Origin of the sequence: Streptomyces rubellomurinus (genome assembly GCF_000961885.1) — a bacterium.
GTDB lineage: Bacteria > Actinomycetota > Actinomycetes > Streptomycetales > Streptomycetaceae > Kitasatospora > Kitasatospora rubellomurina.
The window spans coordinates 56803-72446 of sequence record NZ_JZKH01000006.1; the positions used below are offsets into that span (position 1 = coordinate 56803).

The window sequence follows — 15644 nt, forward strand, 5'->3', positions numbered from 1 at the left end:
GATGGTGATGTGTCCATGCCGTGAACAATTCGGCCGGGCCGACCCCCGCTAGGGTCACGGCAGCTCCACAATCCGGCGCCGTACGGCCGTCGTGCGGTGCCGCACGGACCTGCCGATAGGACTGGTGTGACGTGATCAGAAGACATCACCGACTGCTGGACCGTTCGTCGTGGGCGGCCCTCCGGGGCCGGCTCGCCGCCGTGGCGGGGGTGGTCGCCGTGCTGGCGGCCGTCCTCACCGGCACGGCCGCCGGCCCGGCGAGTGCCGCGCCCGCTGCCGCCCCTGTTTCCTCCGTCTCGTCCGCCTCGTCCGCCCAACTGGCGGTGGGCGGTTGGATCTGCCGGGGGACCGCCGTCCCGCCGGGCTACGTCATCACCAGCTATGACGCCGGCCGCTGCAACGGAGCCGGCGCCTCCTACACGCAACCCGCGCAGGACCCGCTGTGGATCTGCGCCAGCTCGCCGATCCCGGCCGGCTACGTGCTCACCGACCACGTCACCGGCAACGGCCCCTGCCTCGGCGACGCCTGGCTCATGCGGCTGGTGACGGACGGGGTCTGGACCTGCGCGGGCTCGCCGATCCCGACCGGGTACGTCATGACCGGCCACTACAGCACCGGCTGTCGCGGCATCGGATCCTGGTTCCAGCAACTGGCTGCGCCCGGGCTGTCGATCTGCCCCGGCAACCCCGTCCCGGCCGGCTACCACCTGGGCGCCTACAACGGCTCGGGCTGCGCGGGTCTCGGATCCTGGGTCCTCCTGCGCAACTGATCCCGGCGTCCCGGCCCCCGCCGCACGCACCGCGCGGCGGGGGCCGGGGCCCGGGCGGCGGGGAGCGCGCACTGGCGATCCGGTGACCGCGGGAGCCGGTCGAATTTCCCGGACCGATGATTTCGGCCCCGGAACTTCGGCCACGATCGAAGATTCCGGGAGCGTCCGATCCGGCATCTCATCGGTCGAATCGACGTCCCATCGGCGGAGTTTTTCCTCATCCGGCGAAGGGCAGTCATGGCGATGGTGTCATCGGTGAAAGGACGCGAAGCCATGACCGCACCGGCCTATCTTCCCGGAATGTCCTCGGCGCAGTACCTGGCGGAGATGGCGGTCAGCCATCCGCGTCTGCGCGCCCTGCTCGATCCGGACCGGCTGGACCGCGCGGTCGCCTCGCGGGAGCCGGCGGCCTGGGAGAACGAGTTCGACTCCGACTCCGGTGGCCGTGGCGACTCCTACCGCCGGGCCCAGCGGGATCCGCTGGTGCGCTGGACGGGTGTGCGGCGGCTGCTCGGGCTGACCGTCCCGGCCGGGCGCGGCCGGGAGGTCGTGGTGCTGGACGTGTTGGGGGGTGACGGGACGGTCGCGCGCGCGGCGGCGCTGCGGCCGGGCGAGTCCCCGGCCGGCCTGGAGGTGCTGACCGGGGACATCTCCGGGCCGATGGTCGCCGAGGCGCTCGCCAACGGACTGCCCGCCGTGCGGCAGGCCGCCGATCGGCTGCTGCTGGCGGATGACACGGTGGACGCCGTGCTGCTGGCCTACGGCACCCACCACATCCCGGACGGGACCCGCCCGCGGGCGGTCGCCGAGGCGCTGCGGGTGGTGCGGCCCGGGGGCCGGGTGGTCCTGCACGACTTCGCCCCCGACAGCGCGATGGCCGACTTCTTCCGGGTCGTCAGCCGCCACGGCACGGTGCGGCACGACTACGAGCACTTCACCCACCCCGAGCTGCGGAAGCTCTTCGAGGACCGGTGCCCGCAGGTGCGGGTGCTGGACGTCTACGACCCGTTCACCGTGCTCGCACCCACCCCGGACCGGGCGCGGGCCGCGATGGTCGCCCACATGGGGGAGAGCTACGGCCTGGCCGGCCACTTCGAGGCGATCGGACCGGACGCCGCGTGGCAGCTGCTGGCCGAGGCCTTCGACCACACCGACCGCCCCACCCCGCCCGAGCACCGGGCCGTCCGGCCGACGGTGCGGCTCGTACCGGAGGGTTATGTCGCGGAGCTGCCGCGGGTCGCGGTGGTGGCCGTGGCCGAGAAGCCGGGTGCCTGATCACGCCTTTCCGTAGGCCGTTCTATTGTGCGATCTTATGCGGAATTATTTCGCTTGACCCCGGTGGATTCGTGTGGGAACAATGTGTCCTGCGGCGAAGAAGGAGAAAGGGGTCTCGTGGATGTCGTAGCCGTTTGAATTGCCGGATTCTTCCGCGTCGTACGGCGCGTGAGGGCCGCGTCCCCGACGCGATGCTTCCTCGTCATGCGGGCGGACGGATCGAGGGTGCGGCGCGGGGCGGCGTCCGTGATCTTCTAGCCTTCCTTCCACGGTCGGCTCCAGGCGCGGCCGCCGCACAACGATGGGGGAGTTCATGGCAGACACGCGGACGTGGCGCACCGTCAGGCGGCGGCTGGCGCCGCCGGTGGCGGTGGCGGCGCTGGTGCTTCCGCTGGTCGCCGGCTGCGGGGGCTCGTCCTCGCAGCCCGATCCGGACGGGCATGCCTCGGCGCCCGCTCAGGACGCGGCGCAGAAGCCGCCGAGCGCCGCCGCGGTCGGCGACGCGACCTTCCGCGACCGGGACCTCGTGATCAGCGCGGGCTGCACCGTGCCCGCGTCCAGGCCGGCCAAGGTGTGGGTGGAGGGCTTCGAGCCCGGCAGCTGGAAGAAGGTGGCGTCGGTCGAGTTCACCGTTCCGGCGACGGCGGTGGTCGGCCCCCGCTCCGGCACCAGGCTGAGTGCGCTCCAGGAGCTGTGCGCGGGCAACTTCCCCCGCCCGCCCGGCGGAAGTGACAACGCCTCGGACAACGCCTTCGGGCCGCGGATCCGACAGCTCTTCGACCGCGACTTCAGCCGCCTCGCGCTGGTCACCACCGACGACAGGACCGGCGCGAGCCACGTCGGCTACGTCGACCTCAAGGGCACCTTCACCGACCTCACCGGGACCGCCGCGGGCTTCACCAGCACGCCCAAGGAGAAGGACGCGCTCTTCGCTCCGGACGGCGGGAGCGTCTGGTTCACGTACCGCGACCCGAACGGCCAGGACCACGTCGCCAGTCGCGAGCTCGCCGCCGACCACAAGCTCACCGAGCAGTGGAGCGGCGCGCCCGCCGCCTTCGGCGACCTCGCCCTGACGCTGGGGGGCAACCCCCTCCGCGGTGTGACCGGCGGCAGCGTGCGCTTCAGCCCGGACGGCAAGCGCGCGGTCGGGTACGTGGACGGCGAGGGGCAGAACGTCGTGACGGTGACGGCCAGCGGGCTCCTGAAGGCGGACGGGCATGCCGGCGCGATCAAGGACATGGACTGCCGGCCGTCCGGGTGGATCGACAACCACACGCTGCTCTGCGCCCCGGCCGCGAACGGCAGCCCGAAGCCGCCGTACCAGAACAACCTGTGGACCCTCGACCTCGACCGGATGAACCCGAACGACAACAGCAATGCCAAGGACGGCGCCGGCCCCGTCCTGCTCCCGGCGACCGACCGGAAGAACATCCCGCAGGCCGTCTCGGCGGACGGGAAGAAGCTGCTGTTCCGATCGCTCCAGGGCGATCAGGAGAACGCGTTCGTCACCGACCTCGTGCCGGGCGCCCAGCCGCAGCAGGTCACCCCGCAGGAGGCGGCCACGGCGCTCGGCGACGTCGACGTCGTCCTGGAGTGGCGGTAGCCGCAGGCGCGTCCTGTGCACACCGGGGCCTGGTGGCGGTCAGTGGGCGGTGGAGAGCGCGACGCGGCGCCACTGGTCGAGTTCGCGGCGGACGAGGTCCAGCTTCGCCTCGATGCGCTCGACCGCGTCCGCGCCCAACGGCAGGCGCAGCGGGGGCTCGGCGATCTCGGTGACGTCGACGATGGCCTTGGCGGCCTTCACCGGGTCACCGGGCTGGCGGCCGTCGTACTGGGCCATCGCCTCGCGCACCGGCCCCGTCGCCGCGGCGTAGTCGGCGATGGTGGCGGGCTCGGTGCGGAGGCTGGAGCCGCTCAGGAAGTCCGTGCGGTGGCCGCCCGGCTCGACGATGGTCACGCGGACCCCGAGCGGGGCCAGTTCGCCGTGCAGGGCTTCGGAGATGCCTTCGAGGGCGAACTTCGACGCGCCGTACAGGCCCACCGCCGCCGCGGTGGCGAACCCGGCCACGGAGCTGATGTTCAGCACGTGGCCGGACCGCTGGGCGCGCAGCGTCGGCAGGGTCGCCCGCAGCGTGTTGAGCGCGCCGAACACGTTGACGTCGAACAGCGCGCGGACGGCGTCGTCCGAGCTCTCCTCGACCGTGCCGACCAGGCCGTACCCGGCGTTGTTGGCGACGACGTCGATCCGGCCGAACCTGGCCAGCCCGGCCTCCACGGCCGCCGCCAGCTGTGCGGGCTCGGTGACGTCGGCGGCCACGGCCAGCAGGCCCTCCGGCTGCTCCGGGTACGCCTTGAGCACGGCCGAGGCGTCCCTCGCCGTGGCGATCACGCGGTGGCCCCGGTCCAGCGCCTCGCGGGTGACCTCCGCGCCGAGCCCGCGCGATGCCCCGGTGACGAACCAAACGCTCATGGGATTCTCCTGGTGAGAGGGGGTGATGGCTCGACGCTAGGTCCTAGAGTCCTCTCTAGATCAACAGTTGGGCGAGGGGGAGTTCCCGTGGACCTGAGCATCGGTGAGGTGGCGCAGCGCAGCGGGCTGAGCGTGCACGCGCTGCGGTTCTACGAGCGGGAGGGCCTGTTCGCCAACCCGGTGCGGCGCCTGGCCAACGGCCGCCGGGTCTACCACGAGGAAGAGCTGGAGTGGCTGGCGATCTGCACGAAGCTGCGGTCCTCCGGCATGCCCCTGGCGACGATCCGGCAGTACATCGAGCTGGCCCGCCAGGGCGCCGGCAACGAGCACGAGCGGCTCGAACTGCTGCGCCGGCACGAGCGCCAGGTGGAGGCGCAGGTCCGGGAGTTGCAGGAGGCCCTGGACGTGATGCGCGAGAAGGTGCGGATCTACGAGGAGCACCTGGCCCGCGGCGAGGCCGACCGGCTGTGGAACCCGTCCCACGCGGAGGCCGACCCGGGCCCGGAGCAGGCGTGCCGGTAGGCCGTTAGGCCGTTAGGCCGTTAGGCCAACTGCCGGTCGGGTGAGCCGAGTTGTGCGGGTGTCGAGGGCTCGGGTGCCGAGGGTTCGGGTGCCGAGTGTCCGGGTGTCGAGTGGCACCTCCCTGGGCCGGCGGCTCACCGCACGGGTGATGTCGCAAAGCTGCCAGCGGCCCTCCGTGAGACCGACTGAACTGGTCGGGCACCTCCACGCCCGTCACCGGATGGAACTCATGACCTCGACAACCACCGCCCTCCCGCGCCCGGACGGGACCTCCCCGCCGCCCCGATCACCCCTGGTCGAGTGGCTGGCGGTGCTCTCGGTGATGCTGGGGATCTTCTCGATCGTCACGACCGAGATCCTGCCGATCGGCCTGCTCACGTCGATCGGATCCGGCTTCGCCGTCTCGGACGGGATGGCCGGGCTGATGATGACCATGCCCGGTTTCCTCGCCGCGGTCTCGGCGCCGCTCGTCACCGTGGCGACCGCCCGCGTGGACCGCCGGCTGATGCTGTGCGCGTTCCTGCTCCTGCTGGCCCTGGCGAACGGCATGGCCGCGGTGGCCCCGAGCTTCGGGCTGGTCCTCGCGTCGCGCGTCATGGTGGGCGTCACCATCGGCGGCTTCTGGTCGATCGGGGCCGGACTCGCCGACCGGCTCGTCCCGGCGGAGAAGGTCGGCCGCGCCGTTTCGGTGATCTTCTCGGCCGTCCCGCTGGGCTCCGTGCTGGGCGTCCCGGTCGGCACGCTCATCGGCGATGCGGCGGGCTGGCGCACCGCGTTCGCCGTGCTGGGCGTCCTGACGGTCGGCGTGCTGGTCCTGCTGCTCCTGGTCGTGCCGCCCCTGCCGCCGACCGGGACCACCCGCCTGCGCGTCCTCGGCGGCCTGCTCCGCGGCGTGAACACCCGCTTCGCGCTGCTCCTCACGGTCCTCGTCGTGCTGGCCCACTTCGGCGCCTACACCTACGTGACCCCGTTCCTCGAACAGGTCACGCACGCGGGCCCGACGCTGATCACCCTGCTCCTCCTGACCTACGGAGCGGCGGGAATCCTCGGCAACTTCCTGGGCGGCTCAGTCGTCGCCCGGCACCCGCGCGCCGGGTTCGCCGCCGCCGCCGGCCTGCTGGCCCTCGCCACGCTCCCGCTCCCACTGGTGGGCGGCTCGAAGGCCGGCGCGGTGGTCCTGCTGACCCTCTGGGGCGTCGCCTACGGCGCGGTCCCGGTCGCGTCCCGGACCTGTTTCGCCCGGGCCGCCCCCGACACCCCCGAAGCCGACTCGGTGCTGTTCACCGCCTCCTTCCAGGCGACGATCTCGCTCGGCGCGCTGGTCGGCGGGGCCGTCGTGGACCGCACCTCCCCGTCCGCGGTCATGGCCCTCGGCGGCCTCACCGCCGGCCTCGCGGTCCTGGCCGTGTGGGGGTGGACCCTCACCTCCCGGGCAGCGGCTTCGCCCGCGGGCGGGCGCCGGGGCGGCGGCGCTCGGCCCGCAGGGCGCCGGCCGTAGTGCGTCGGCCGTAGGTGTTCGGGTCGGGGCGCCGCGCGGTGCCCCGGCCGGGGCTCCTTCCTGCCGTCCGGTCAGGGGGCGACGGCGAGTCCTCCGTGCGGTCGGCCCGTCCATTTCCCGGTGGTCGGAAGCACCCCTCCAGATGGTCTATGCTTAACCCATCACCCAGATGCGCGGGTGGCGGAATAGGCAGACGCGCTGGATTCAGGTTCCAGTGCCCGAAAGGGCGTGGGGGTTCAACTCCCCCCTCGCGCACAGAAGAAGTGGCCGGTCGATCCTCGGATCGACCGGCCACTTCGGTTTCCGGCCGCGTGGGCGCGTGGCGGTGTCAGTGGCAGAGGGCCGTGTCCACCACGGCTTCGAGGTGCTTCGTGGCGGCCGCGTCGGCCGGAACGGCAGTCACCGTGATCTCGGCGGAGCGGCCGTCGTCGGTGGCTCCGCCCCGCGTTTCGTAGCCCGGGATGTCGCCGCCGTGGCCCCAGTAGACCCCGCCGCAGGACAGCGGCCGGCTGATCAGGCCCAGCCCGTAGCCGGCGCCGGTGTCGCCGATGGGGACGGTGGTGCGCATCTGGGCGAGCTGGGCCGGCGGGAGGAGGCGGCCGGCGAGGAGCGCGGTGAAGAACCGGTTGAGGTCGGAGGTGGTGGAGATCATCTGGCCGGCGGCCCCGCCCGCGGAGGGGTCCAGCTCCGTGATGTCGCGCAGCGGCCCGTCCGCCGGATCCCGGTGGTAGCCCCGGGGGTGGGGCTCGGGGACGGTCCGGTCGCCGGGGGCGGGGAAGGTGGTGCGGCGCAGCCCGAGGGGCTGGATGACGCGCCGGTCGATCTCCTCGGCGAGGGGGCGGCCGGTGACCTGCTGGACGATCAGGCCGGCCAGCACGTAGTTCGTGCTGCTGTAGCCGAACTTCGCACCCGGCGCGGCGTCCGCCTTCTGCCGGAAGGCGATGTCCAGGAGGTCGCGGGGCTCGAAGTAGCGGTGCCGGATGGTGGCGTCGTCGATGGAGCCCTCGTAGTCGGGGAGCCCGCTGGTGTGCTGGAGGAGCTGGCGGACGGTGATGCGGCGGCCGTCGATCCCCTCGCCCCGGACGACGTTCGGCAGGTAGGTCTCGACCGGTTCGTCCAATCCGATCCGCTGCTCGCCGACCAGTTGCAGCACGACCACCGCGGTGAAGGTCTTGGTGTTGCTGCCGATCCGCACCTGGCCGTCCCGGGGCACCTTCGCGCCGGTGGCCAGGTCGCCGACCCCCGCCGTGTAGCCGCGGGTGCGGCCCGTACGGTCCCTGACGCTCGCGAGCGCGGCGGGCAGGCCGTCGTCGTGCACCAGCGCGTTCAGGCCCTGCTGGACGGGGTCCTTCCTGGCGGCGGCGTTCGCGGCGGTGTTCGCGGTGGCGTTCGCGGCGGGCGGTGCCACGGTGCCCGCCAGGACGGCGCCGATGGCCAGCGCGGCCGCCGCTGCGGCGGCTCGCGGCCGCCCGGAAGGACGCCGCTGCTGCCGTGCCTGCTGGTTCATGTGCCAACTCCCCTGGAATCGTCGGGACAACAGTGGGCACGATCATGGGTTCCGGAGCCGCGGGCGCACATCGCGGAAAAGCGGGAGGAATCGCTCCCTCGATCGGGGGAGGCCGCCGCCGAGCCGCCCGACCATACTGGCGATCATGATCAGAGGAATCCGGCCGTTGCTGCGCGGCTCCACGTACACGGGTGCGCTGTTCGCCGTTTTCGGCGCCTTGGCGAGCCTTCCGCTGCTGCCCTTCGCCATGCTGCCGGCGCTGGCGTGGCGGTCCGCCCCGTACGCGGTGCAGGCCGGGCTGACCCTGGTGGCCTGGGCGGCGTTGCTCGGCGCGGTCGGGTCGGTCCGCGTCGTGCGCCGGGCGCTGGTCGCCTCCGCCCGGCGGCTGTTGGGGGTGCCGTTGCCCGATCCGGCGGTCGGCCGGAGGCCCGGCGCCGACCGGTGGCGGACCCCGCTCTGGCTGCTGCTGCACGTGGGGCTGGGCTGGGCGGCGGCGCTGGTGGGCGGGGTGCTGCTCCTCCTGGGCCTGTCGCTGCCGGGGGACTGGCTCCGGGGCGAGGCGCGGCTGAGCCTCTTCGGCCGGTCGGTGCAGGTGGCGGGCGGCTGGTGGAGCTGGGTGGCGGCGCTCGCCTGCGTGCTGGCGGCGGCAGGTGTGTGCGCCGCGGTGACGGGCGCTCTGCGCCGGGCGGCGCCCCGGCTGTTGGGGCCGTCGACGGCCGAACGCCTCGCGCTGGCGGCCGAGCGGGAACGGCTGCTGGCCGAACGCAACCGGCTGGCCCACGAGTTGCACGACTCGATCGGGCACACGCTGACGGCGGCCACCATCCAGGCCGCGGTGGCGGGCGAGGTGCTCGCCGCCGACCCGGCGGCGGCGCGGGCCGCCCTGCGCAGCATCGAGGAGTCGACCCGGGCCGCGCTGGAGGACCTGGACTACGTGCTGGGCGTGCTGCGCGAGGAGGAGCCGGGGACGGCACCGACCCGGACCCTGGCCGACCTGCCCGAACTGCTGGACCGGCTGCGGCACGCGGGCGCGGTGGTGGAGCCGGAGCTGTCGGGCGACCTGGCGCAGGTGCAGGGGACGCTCTCCCGGGCGGCGTACCGGATCCTGCAGGAGGGGCTGACGAACGCGCTGCGGCACGGGGCGGGCGGCCCGGTCCAGGTCCGGGTGGCGGCGGGCCCGGACGGGCTGGAGCTCTCGGTGGTGAACCGGACGGGCGCGGCGGGGGGCGGCTTCCCGACCTCCGGGCACGGCCTGCCCGGGCTGGCCGAGCGCGTGCGGCTGCTGCACGGCGAGTTCGAGGCCGGCCCGGACGGGCCCCGGCGCTGGCGGCTGGCCGTCCGGCTGCCGGTCCGGGTGTCGGCGTGAGCGGTTCGGACAGCGGCGCCCCCGTCACCCTCCTGATCGCGGACGACGACGAGGTGACCCGCAGCGGGCTGCGCACGCTGCTCGCGGCCCAGCCGGGGATCGCGGTGGTCGGGGAGGCGGCGGACGGCGTCGAGGCGGTCGAGCGGGCGCGGCGGCTGCGGCCGGACGTCGTGCTGATGGACGTGCGGATGCCGCGCCGCAACGGGATCGAGGCCACCCGGCAGCTGCTGGCCGAGCCGGCGGGCCCGGCCTGTTCGGCCGGGTCGGGCGGCTCGGTCGGTTCGGGCGGTTCGGGCGCGCCGCCGAAGGTCGTGGTGATCACCACCTTCGAGAACGACGGCTACGTCACCGCCGCGCTCAGCGCCGGGGCCAGCGGCTTCGTGCTCAAGCGGCTCCCGGTCCGGCAGATCGCCGAGGCGGTGCGGGTGGTGGCCGCCGGGGAGGCGATCCTCTTCCCGGCCGCCCTGCGCCGGATGGTCGCCGCCCGCCCGCTGGCCTCCGCCGAGGCGCTGCCGAGGGCGGCGCTGACCGGGCGGGAGGAGGAGGTGCTACGGCTGATGGCCACCGGCCTGACCAACCCGGAGATCGCCGACGCGCTGCGCGTGCGCCTGGAGACGGTGAAGACGCACGTCGGCAACGTGCTGACCAAGCTCGGCGCGCAGAACCGGACCCATGCGGTGGTGATCGCCTACGAGTCCGGCCTGGTGGTTCCGGGCGCCGCCGGGTAGCGCGGTCGGCCCCCGGACCGGGCTGCGCCACCGGACCGGGCTGCGCACCCGGACCGGGCTGCGCCACCGGACCGGCCGGCCGCCCGGTCAGGGCGTCAGGACCAGTCGGCCGCGCAGGCCGCCCTTCGCCAGGCGCTCGTGCGCCTCGGCGGCGCGGGCCAGCGGCAGGGTGTCGGCGACCCGCAGGGACAGCCGGCCGTCCGCGGCGAGCCGGGCCAGGTGGGCCAGGGCGGGGCCGTCCGCGGTGATCCACACGTTCGCTACCCGGATGCCGCGCAGCCCCACCGGCTCGCTGCCGCCCGCCACCGCGACGAACGCCCCGCGCCCGCGCACCGCGCCCAGCGCCCGGACGCCGAGCAGCGCCGCGTCCACCGCGCCGTCCACGCCGCCGGGCACCAACTCCCGTACGGCCGCAGCCGGATCGGGCACGTCGCGCGGCACGAACCACTCCGCGCCGAAGCCGCGCACCAGGGCCTCGTCGCCCTGCCCGGCCAGGGCGACCACGCGCAGGCCGCGCAGGGCGGCCAGTTCGACGGCGAAGCCGCCGACCGCGCCCGCCGCCCCGGTGACCAGCAGGGTGGCGCCCGCCGGCAGGTCGAGCAGGTCGAGGGCCTGCAGGGCGGTGAGGCCGTTGAGCGGCAGCGTCGCCGCCTCGTGCGGCGCGAGGCCGTCCGGGACGGGCGCCAGCGCGGCGGCGTCCAGCACGGCGAAGTCGGCGTAGGTGCCGAGGTCGACGTCCAGGCGGTCGCGCAGACCGATCACCCGCTGCCCGGGCGCGAAGCCCGTCACCCCCGGCCCGACCGCGTCCACCACCCCGGCCACGTCCCAGCCGATGCCCGTCACCTCCCGGCGCGCCATCAGCCCCGCCCCGGCCAGCACCCCCGCACGGGTCACCGCGTCCACCGGGTTGACCCCGGCCGCCTCCACCCGCACCCGCACCCCGCCGGCCCCCGGCTCGGGCCGCGCCACCTCCGCCAGCTCCAGCGCCTCCGGGCCGCCGAACTCCCGCACCACCACCGCGCGCATCACGCACACTCCTCAACTTCCCACCGAGAACCCGGGATCGGGAACACCACCCAACCTAGGGAGAGCTACTCTCCACCGGGAAGGACGCACTCGAAGGTGCGTACCGCACGGCAAGGGGAGTCGAGCCAACCAGTGCCCACCACGACCGCCGCCCAGCGCCGCGCCGCCGCCCGCGCCGACTACGACGCCTACCTCGCCGAGTGCCCGGCCCGCCAACTCCTCGACCGGATCGGCGACAAGTGGGTCAGCCTGGTCGTCAACGCCCTCGCCGACGGGCCGCAGCGCTACAGCGACCTGCGCCGACGCCTCGCCGGGGTCAGCGAGAAGATGCTCACCCAGACCCTGCGCGCCGTCGAACGCGACGGCCTGCTCACCCGGACCGTCACCGCCGGGGTGCCCGCCCGCGTCGACTACGCGCTCACCCCGCTCGGGCGCGACCTGCTGCCGCTGGTGCGGGCCATCAAGGACTGGGCCGAGACCCACATGCCCGCCGTCCTCGCCGCCCGCGCCGACTACGACGAGCAGCACCCGGAGGCCTGACGGGGCCGGAACGGGACGGCGACGTCGGCGACGTGGTCGCCCGGCTCGGCGGTCGCCCAGTTCGGGTAGTACACCTCGCGGTTCGAGGCGCCGCGGGCGTGGCCGTGCGCGGTGAGCCAGGCGCCGACCCGTCGTGGGCGGCGGCCATCGACGGGTAGTCGCCCTGCCCCTTCGTCACGGCGGTGTACGCCTCACGGTGCGGCGGCTCGATCCGGACCCCGATCCGGCCGGACGGCTCCACCGCGTCCGGGGTCGGAGCGCAGACCTCGACCAGGCCGTCCGAGTCCTCGCTCACCAGGCCGTGGTGGACGGCGAAGAGCGGCCCGGACAGGCCGGCCCCCGCCTCCCGCAGGCGGGCGAACAGCGACCGGCTCGCCTCCGCGAGGAAACCGGGCAGGTCGGCGGCGGTCACGTGCCGGCTGGTGAACAGGACCTTCTGCTCGGGCACCTCGCGCTCGGCGACCGCGTACCCGGCCGGGCCGGCGCCCGCCAGGACCTCCCGCGCATAGCCCACCGCGTCCCGGCGGACGGCGTGCTCGGCCTCCTGCTCCCGCCAGTACGCGTGCAGCGCCCGCACCGACTCCGCCCCGCCCGCGTCGAGCACCGCGGCGATCCGCGCCAGCGGCATCCCGGTCGCCCGCAGCAGCCCGATCCGCCGGGCCCGCTCCACCTGCTCGGGCCCGTAACGGCGGGCACCGGTGCGCGGATCCACCACCGCCGGCGGCAGCAACCCCCTGCTCCCGTAGAGCCGCAGGGCCTTCAGGCTGAGCCTGGTCCGGGCGGCGAGCTCCCCGATGGCGATCAGCTCGCCGCGTGCGGCCGGCGGGTCCGGCACGAGTGGTGCGTCCTGTACGTCCTGTACGTCTGGCATGCGGCCACTGTGCTCCCTGCCCCAGGGGCAGGGGCAACTCCTAGGTCTGGTCCTTCACCCAGGCGCCGATGCCGAGGCGGCCGGTGGTGCCGAGGTCGAGTTCGGGGGTGACCGTCACGGGGGCGGCGTTCGGGGTGGCGCGGACGCGGACGTACGGGGCGTTGACCGCGGCGCCGGCCTCGGTGGTGTTGCGCCAGACCAGGGTGGAGTGGGCGCCCTCGCCGGGGCGGAGGGTGAGTTTCTGCGGTGGGGCGTCGGCGCCGGTGCCGGTGGCGATCTCGGCGCCGCCGGAGAGGAGGCGGACGCCGTCGATCGGGAGGTGCTCGTGGTCGAGGAGTTGGAGCGTCGGGTAGCCGTCGAGGGACACCGGGGACGTGCCGCAGTTGCGCAGGTTGAGGCCGACCACGCGCAGGCCCATCGCGGCGTCGCCCTCGTCGGCGTAGAGCCGGACGCCGGAGGGCGGGCAGGGGCCGCCGGGCTGCGGGGCCTCGGTGGTGGGGACGCTGCGGACCCGGACGATCTTCACCTGGTGGGCGGTGCCCGGCCGGGGCGACGCCCGGGGGTCGGCCGGGTCGATGCGGCCGCGCGCGGTGGCGCCCGGGGCGAGGGCGGTCTCGGTCCTCGGGACGGGCTCCAGACCGCCGCCGATCAGGGCGGGCCGGTTGAACGTCACGGTGACGTCAGCCGGTTCGCCGCCCTGGTTGGTGACCTGGTAGTCCCCGCAGACCGGGTCGACCGTGACCCGCACCCCGCCCTGGGTGAGCTCGGACGGCTTCGCCGCGCACTCCGCGCGGTTGCGGGTGCCCGGGGTCGAGGCTCCGGTAGACCCGCAGCCCGCGAGCAGGGCGGCTGCCGCCGCGACGGCGGTGGCAACGGCGGTGGCGGAGGCGGCGGGGGCGAGCGGACGGCTGGGTTCGGCGAACTGACGCATCGGATGAGTCGATCACGAACCGATCGGGGCGGCTGTGGCCCGCGCCACTCGCCGTGAAACAGCCCTGCAACGGTCCGGGAGATGCCCCGCCGGGCCGGGGCGGTCAGCCTCCGTAACGGCGTTGGCGGGCGGCGAAGCTGCGGATGGCGCGGAGGAAGTCGATCTCGCGGAAGGCCGGCCAGTAGGCCTCGCAGAAGTAGAGCTCGGAGTAGGCGCTCTGCCAGAGCAGGAAGTTGGACAGCCGCTGTTCGCCGCTGGTGCGGATGACCAGGTCCGGATCGGGGCGGCCGGCGGTGTAGAGGTGGGGCTCGATGTCGTCGACGGTCAGGGTGTCGGCGACCTCGGTGAGCGAGGCGCCGGCCTCGGCGCGGGCGTACATCAGGTCGCGCAGGGCGTCGATGACCTCCTGGCGGCCGCCGTAGCCGACCGCGAGGGTGACGTGGGCGCCGGTGGCGCAGTCGCGGGTGGCCTCGACGGCTTCCTTGAGGGCATGGGCGGTGCTGTCGGGCAGGGCGTCGAGCAGGCCCGCGAGGTGGACCTGCCAGGTCGGGTCCGGCCGGGCGAGCCGGTCGGTCACCACCTGCTCGATCACCCGCATGAGGAAGGCGACTTCGGCGTCGCCGCGGCGCTGGAGGTTCTCGGTGGAGCAGACGAACACGGTGACGTGCCGGATGCCGAGGGCCTCGCACCAGGAGAGCACCTCCTCGACGTGCTCGGCGCCGACGCGGTGGCCGAGGCTGGGGTTGGCCAGGCCCATCTGCCGGGCCCAGCGGCGGTTGCCGTCCATGATCAGCCCGACGTGCCGGGGCAGCGGACCGGCCGCGACCTGGCGGCGCAGGCGGCGGGTGTAGAGGGTACGGAGTGGATCGGGCATGAGGGTGCCGTCCAGGTGGTGTGGGGTGGCGTCGGGTGGGGTGGTGTCAGGTGGGGTGGGGTGATGTCGGGCGGGGCGAGCGGCGGGCGGCCGGTCAGTCGACCGGCGGCAGCTCCCGCAGGTCGCGCAGGGTGCCCGTGCAGACGGCCGTGAGCAGCAGCAGGCCGACGCCCAGGGTGGCGGCCAGCGGGTGCAGGCCGTCCGTCGCCGAGGATCCGAGGAGTGCGGCGCCGCCGGTGGCGCTGGCGGCGGCCAGCGTCCAGACGCCGGCGCGCAGCCGCCGGGCGGGCGGCGGGACGACGGCCTCGGCGCCGACGCCGGTGAAGATCCGTGGGATCTGGATCGCGCCGAGGGCGAGCGCGGTCCACCAGGCGGCGAGCACGGTGACCCGCAGGGTGGGCGGCGTGGTGTCGATGCCGCTGTGCACGACGAGCACGGCGGCGGTGCCGACCGCGGTGGGCAGGGCGAGCCGGCGCAGCGCCCAGCGCAGCAGCAGGAGGGCCGCCGCTGCGGTCGGCCGGGGCCGGGGCGCGACCAGGGCGAGGCCGAGCAGCAGCAGGAGCGTGCTGCCGTGGGTGATCGCCGTGCGGGCGTCGGTGATCGCGGACGGCAGGGCGTCGGCCTGCTCGGCGGCCAGGTGGTTGAGGAACCAGGCGGCGAGCGCGACCGTGATGCCCATCGTGGCCACCCGGCGCTGCCGCTGGGCGGGGGAGTCGGCCGGCCACAACGCGGGGTGCAGCCACATGTCGGCGATGCCCGCGACCAGGTTCGGCCAGGACTTCCAGCCGGCGCCCCGGGCCTCGTCCTCCACCATGGCGCCCCAGCGCTCCCGGAAGGCGTCCGGGTAGAGCCGCACCAGGCTCCGGGCGATGACGCTCACGCCGGATTCACCCCCAGCCGCCGCAGCCCGGCGTCCGCCAGCCGGGCCATGGTGCGCAGCTCGCGCTCCAGCACCTCCCGGCCCTGCGGAGTGAGCCGCACCGGGCGCTGGCGACCCTGTCCGTCGAGCGGTTCGATGAGCTGTTTGGACTCCAGCCTGGTCAGTGCCCCGTACAGGCTGCCGGGGCCGAGGCGTTCGCCGGTCAGCTCCTCGATCGCCGTGTTGATGGCGTACCCGTGCAGCGGCCCGTCCGCGAGTGCGCAGAGCACGAGTGTCTGGGCGTCGTTGGCTTGCATGCCGTGGCGCTCCTTCCGGTCTGACTCCGCACCATACTACGCGCCGCGAGCTACGCGCCACGTAGTACGAGCGCAGTGTGGACCGCACTC

Annotated in this window: 16 protein-coding genes and 1 tRNA gene; 9 read left to right on the forward strand and 8 right to left on the reverse strand. The window is 74.6% G+C overall.

Annotation, left to right across the window (positions count from 1 at the left end):
* Window positions 1-131: 131 nt before the first annotated feature.
* The 3 genes from VM95_RS04955 to VM95_RS04965 all read left to right on the forward strand — a co-directional run bounded on the left by VM95_RS04955 (window position 132) and on the right by VM95_RS04965 (window position 3648).
* A complete protein-coding gene (locus VM95_RS04955; protein WP_244178634.1) occupies window positions 132-770 on the forward strand; it encodes a hypothetical protein in 639 nt (212 codons plus the stop codon).
* A gap of 300 nt (window positions 771-1070) precedes the next feature.
* Window positions 1071-2045 (forward strand): class I SAM-dependent methyltransferase, encoded by a 975-nt coding sequence (locus tag VM95_RS04960; protein WP_208615405.1) that lies wholly within the window; start codon window positions 1071-1073, stop codon window positions 2043-2045.
* Window positions 2046-2358: 313 nt separating this feature from the next.
* A complete protein-coding gene (locus VM95_RS04965; RefSeq protein ID WP_045692787.1) occupies window positions 2359-3648 on the forward strand; it encodes a hypothetical protein in 1290 nt (429 codons plus the stop codon).
* Between the two features lie 39 nt (window positions 3649-3687).
* On the opposite strand, the gene VM95_RS04970 is transcribed toward VM95_RS04965, so the two are convergent.
* Window positions 3688-4515 (reverse strand): oxidoreductase, encoded by an 828-nt coding sequence (locus tag VM95_RS04970; protein WP_045692788.1) that lies wholly within the window; start codon window positions 4513-4515, stop codon window positions 3688-3690.
* An 87-nt stretch (window positions 4516-4602) separates the two neighbouring features.
* Between VM95_RS04970 and VM95_RS04975 the strand changes: the two genes are divergently transcribed.
* The 3 genes from VM95_RS04975 to VM95_RS04985 all read left to right on the forward strand — a co-directional run bounded on the left by VM95_RS04975 (window position 4603) and on the right by VM95_RS04985 (window position 6790).
* Window positions 4603-5037 carry a MerR family transcriptional regulator gene (locus VM95_RS04975; protein ID WP_045692789.1) on the forward strand — a complete coding sequence of 145 codons (435 nt, stop codon included), beginning with the start codon at window positions 4603-4605 and terminating at the stop codon, window positions 5035-5037.
* Between the two features lie 229 nt (window positions 5038-5266).
* On the forward strand, window positions 5267-6535 hold the full coding sequence (locus VM95_RS04980; protein WP_078859619.1) for an MFS transporter: 1269 nt from the start codon (window positions 5267-5269) through the stop codon (window positions 6533-6535).
* Between the two features lie 171 nt (window positions 6536-6706).
* Window positions 6707-6790: transfer RNA gene (locus VM95_RS04985), tRNA-Leu, on the forward strand.
* Between the two features lie 73 nt (window positions 6791-6863).
* On the opposite strand, the gene VM95_RS04990 is transcribed toward VM95_RS04985, so the two are convergent.
* Entirely contained in the window at window positions 6864-8042 is a 1179-nt protein-coding gene (locus VM95_RS04990) for a serine hydrolase domain-containing protein (RefSeq protein WP_045692790.1), read from the reverse strand.
* A gap of 145 nt (window positions 8043-8187) precedes the next feature.
* Here VM95_RS04990 and VM95_RS04995 point away from each other — a divergent pair, with 145 nt between their 5' ends.
* Both VM95_RS04995 and VM95_RS05000 read left to right on the forward strand, forming a co-directional pair.
* Window positions 8188-9408: a sensor histidine kinase gene (locus tag VM95_RS04995; protein ID WP_045692791.1), complete on the forward strand. Its 1221-nt coding sequence runs from the start codon at window positions 8188-8190 to the stop codon at window positions 9406-9408.
* A complete protein-coding gene (locus VM95_RS05000) occupies window positions 9405-10136 on the forward strand; it encodes a response regulator transcription factor (protein ID WP_045692792.1) in 732 nt (243 codons plus the stop codon). The genes VM95_RS04995 and VM95_RS05000 overlap by 4 nt, the downstream gene beginning before the upstream one ends.
* An 87-nt stretch (window positions 10137-10223) precedes the next feature.
* Here VM95_RS05000 and VM95_RS05005 read toward each other — a convergent pair whose 3' ends face one another.
* On the reverse strand, window positions 10224-11162 hold the full coding sequence (locus tag VM95_RS05005) for an NADP-dependent oxidoreductase (RefSeq protein ID WP_045692793.1): 939 nt from the start codon (window positions 11160-11162) through the stop codon (window positions 10224-10226).
* A 132-nt stretch (window positions 11163-11294) separates the two neighbouring features.
* Between VM95_RS05005 and VM95_RS05010 the strand changes: the two genes are divergently transcribed.
* Window positions 11295-11702, forward strand: coding sequence for a winged helix-turn-helix transcriptional regulator (locus VM95_RS05010; RefSeq protein WP_045692794.1), 408 nt, complete (start codon window positions 11295-11297; stop codon window positions 11700-11702).
* Here VM95_RS05010 and VM95_RS05015 read toward each other — a convergent pair.
* The 5 genes from VM95_RS05015 to VM95_RS05035 all read right to left on the reverse strand — a co-directional run bounded on the left by VM95_RS05015 (window position 11623) and on the right by VM95_RS05035 (window position 15554).
* Window positions 11623-12573: a MerR family transcriptional regulator gene (locus VM95_RS05015; protein ID WP_078859614.1), complete on the reverse strand. Its 951-nt coding sequence runs from the start codon at window positions 12571-12573 to the stop codon at window positions 11623-11625. The genes VM95_RS05010 and VM95_RS05015 overlap by 80 nt on opposite strands.
* 40 nt (window positions 12574-12613) lie before the next feature.
* Window positions 12614-13504 carry a DUF4232 domain-containing protein gene (locus VM95_RS05020; protein WP_045692795.1) on the reverse strand — a complete coding sequence of 297 codons (891 nt, stop codon included), beginning with the start codon at window positions 13502-13504 and terminating at the stop codon, window positions 12614-12616.
* Window positions 13505-13607: 103 nt separating this feature from the next.
* Window positions 13608-14378, reverse strand: a complete 771-nt coding sequence (uppS, locus tag VM95_RS05025; RefSeq protein ID WP_045692796.1) for a polyprenyl diphosphate synthase — start codon at window positions 14376-14378, stop codon at window positions 13608-13610.
* 94 nt (window positions 14379-14472) lie between these two features.
* Window positions 14473-15258: a hypothetical protein gene (locus VM95_RS05030; protein WP_045692797.1), complete on the reverse strand. Its 786-nt coding sequence runs from the start codon at window positions 15256-15258 to the stop codon at window positions 14473-14475.
* Window positions 15255-15554 (reverse strand): PadR family transcriptional regulator, encoded by a 300-nt coding sequence (locus tag VM95_RS05035; protein ID WP_045692798.1) that lies wholly within the window; start codon window positions 15552-15554, stop codon window positions 15255-15257. Before VM95_RS05035 ends, VM95_RS05030 begins: the two co-directional genes overlap by 4 nt.
* Window positions 15555-15644 lie beyond the last annotated feature (90 nt).

Coding starts and splice junctions, on each gene's coding strand:
- uppS (WP_045692796.1), bottom strand. CDS start 14,378: ATGCCCGATCCACTCCGTACCCTCTACACCCGCCGCCTGCGCCGCCAG.
- VM95_RS05005 (WP_045692793.1), bottom strand. CDS start 11,162: ATGCGCGCGGTGGTGGTGCGGGAGTTCGGCGGCCCGGAGGCGCTGGAG.
- VM95_RS04960 (WP_208615405.1), top strand. CDS start 1,071: ATGTCCTCGGCGCAGTACCTGGCGGAGATGGCGGTCAGCCATCCGCGT.
- VM95_RS04990 (WP_045692790.1), bottom strand. CDS start 8,042: ATGAACCAGCAGGCACGGCAGCAGCGGCGTCCTTCCGGGCGGCCGCGA.
- VM95_RS05035 (WP_045692798.1), bottom strand. CDS start 15,554: ATGCAAGCCAACGACGCCCAGACACTCGTGCTCTGCGCACTCGCGGAC.
- VM95_RS05020 (WP_045692795.1), bottom strand. CDS start 13,504: ATGCGTCAGTTCGCCGAACCCAGCCGTCCGCTCGCCCCCGCCGCCTCC.
- VM95_RS04970 (WP_045692788.1), bottom strand. CDS start 4,515: ATGAGCGTTTGGTTCGTCACCGGGGCATCGCGCGGGCTCGGCGCGGAG.
- VM95_RS04980 (WP_078859619.1), top strand. CDS start 5,267: ATGACCTCGACAACCACCGCCCTCCCGCGCCCGGACGGGACCTCCCCG.
- VM95_RS05015 (WP_078859614.1), bottom strand. CDS start 12,573: ATGCCAGACGTACAGGACGTACAGGACGCACCACTCGTGCCGGACCCG.
- VM95_RS04995 (WP_045692791.1), top strand. CDS start 8,188: ATGATCAGAGGAATCCGGCCGTTGCTGCGCGGCTCCACGTACACGGGT.
- VM95_RS04965 (WP_045692787.1), top strand. CDS start 2,359: ATGGCAGACACGCGGACGTGGCGCACCGTCAGGCGGCGGCTGGCGCCG.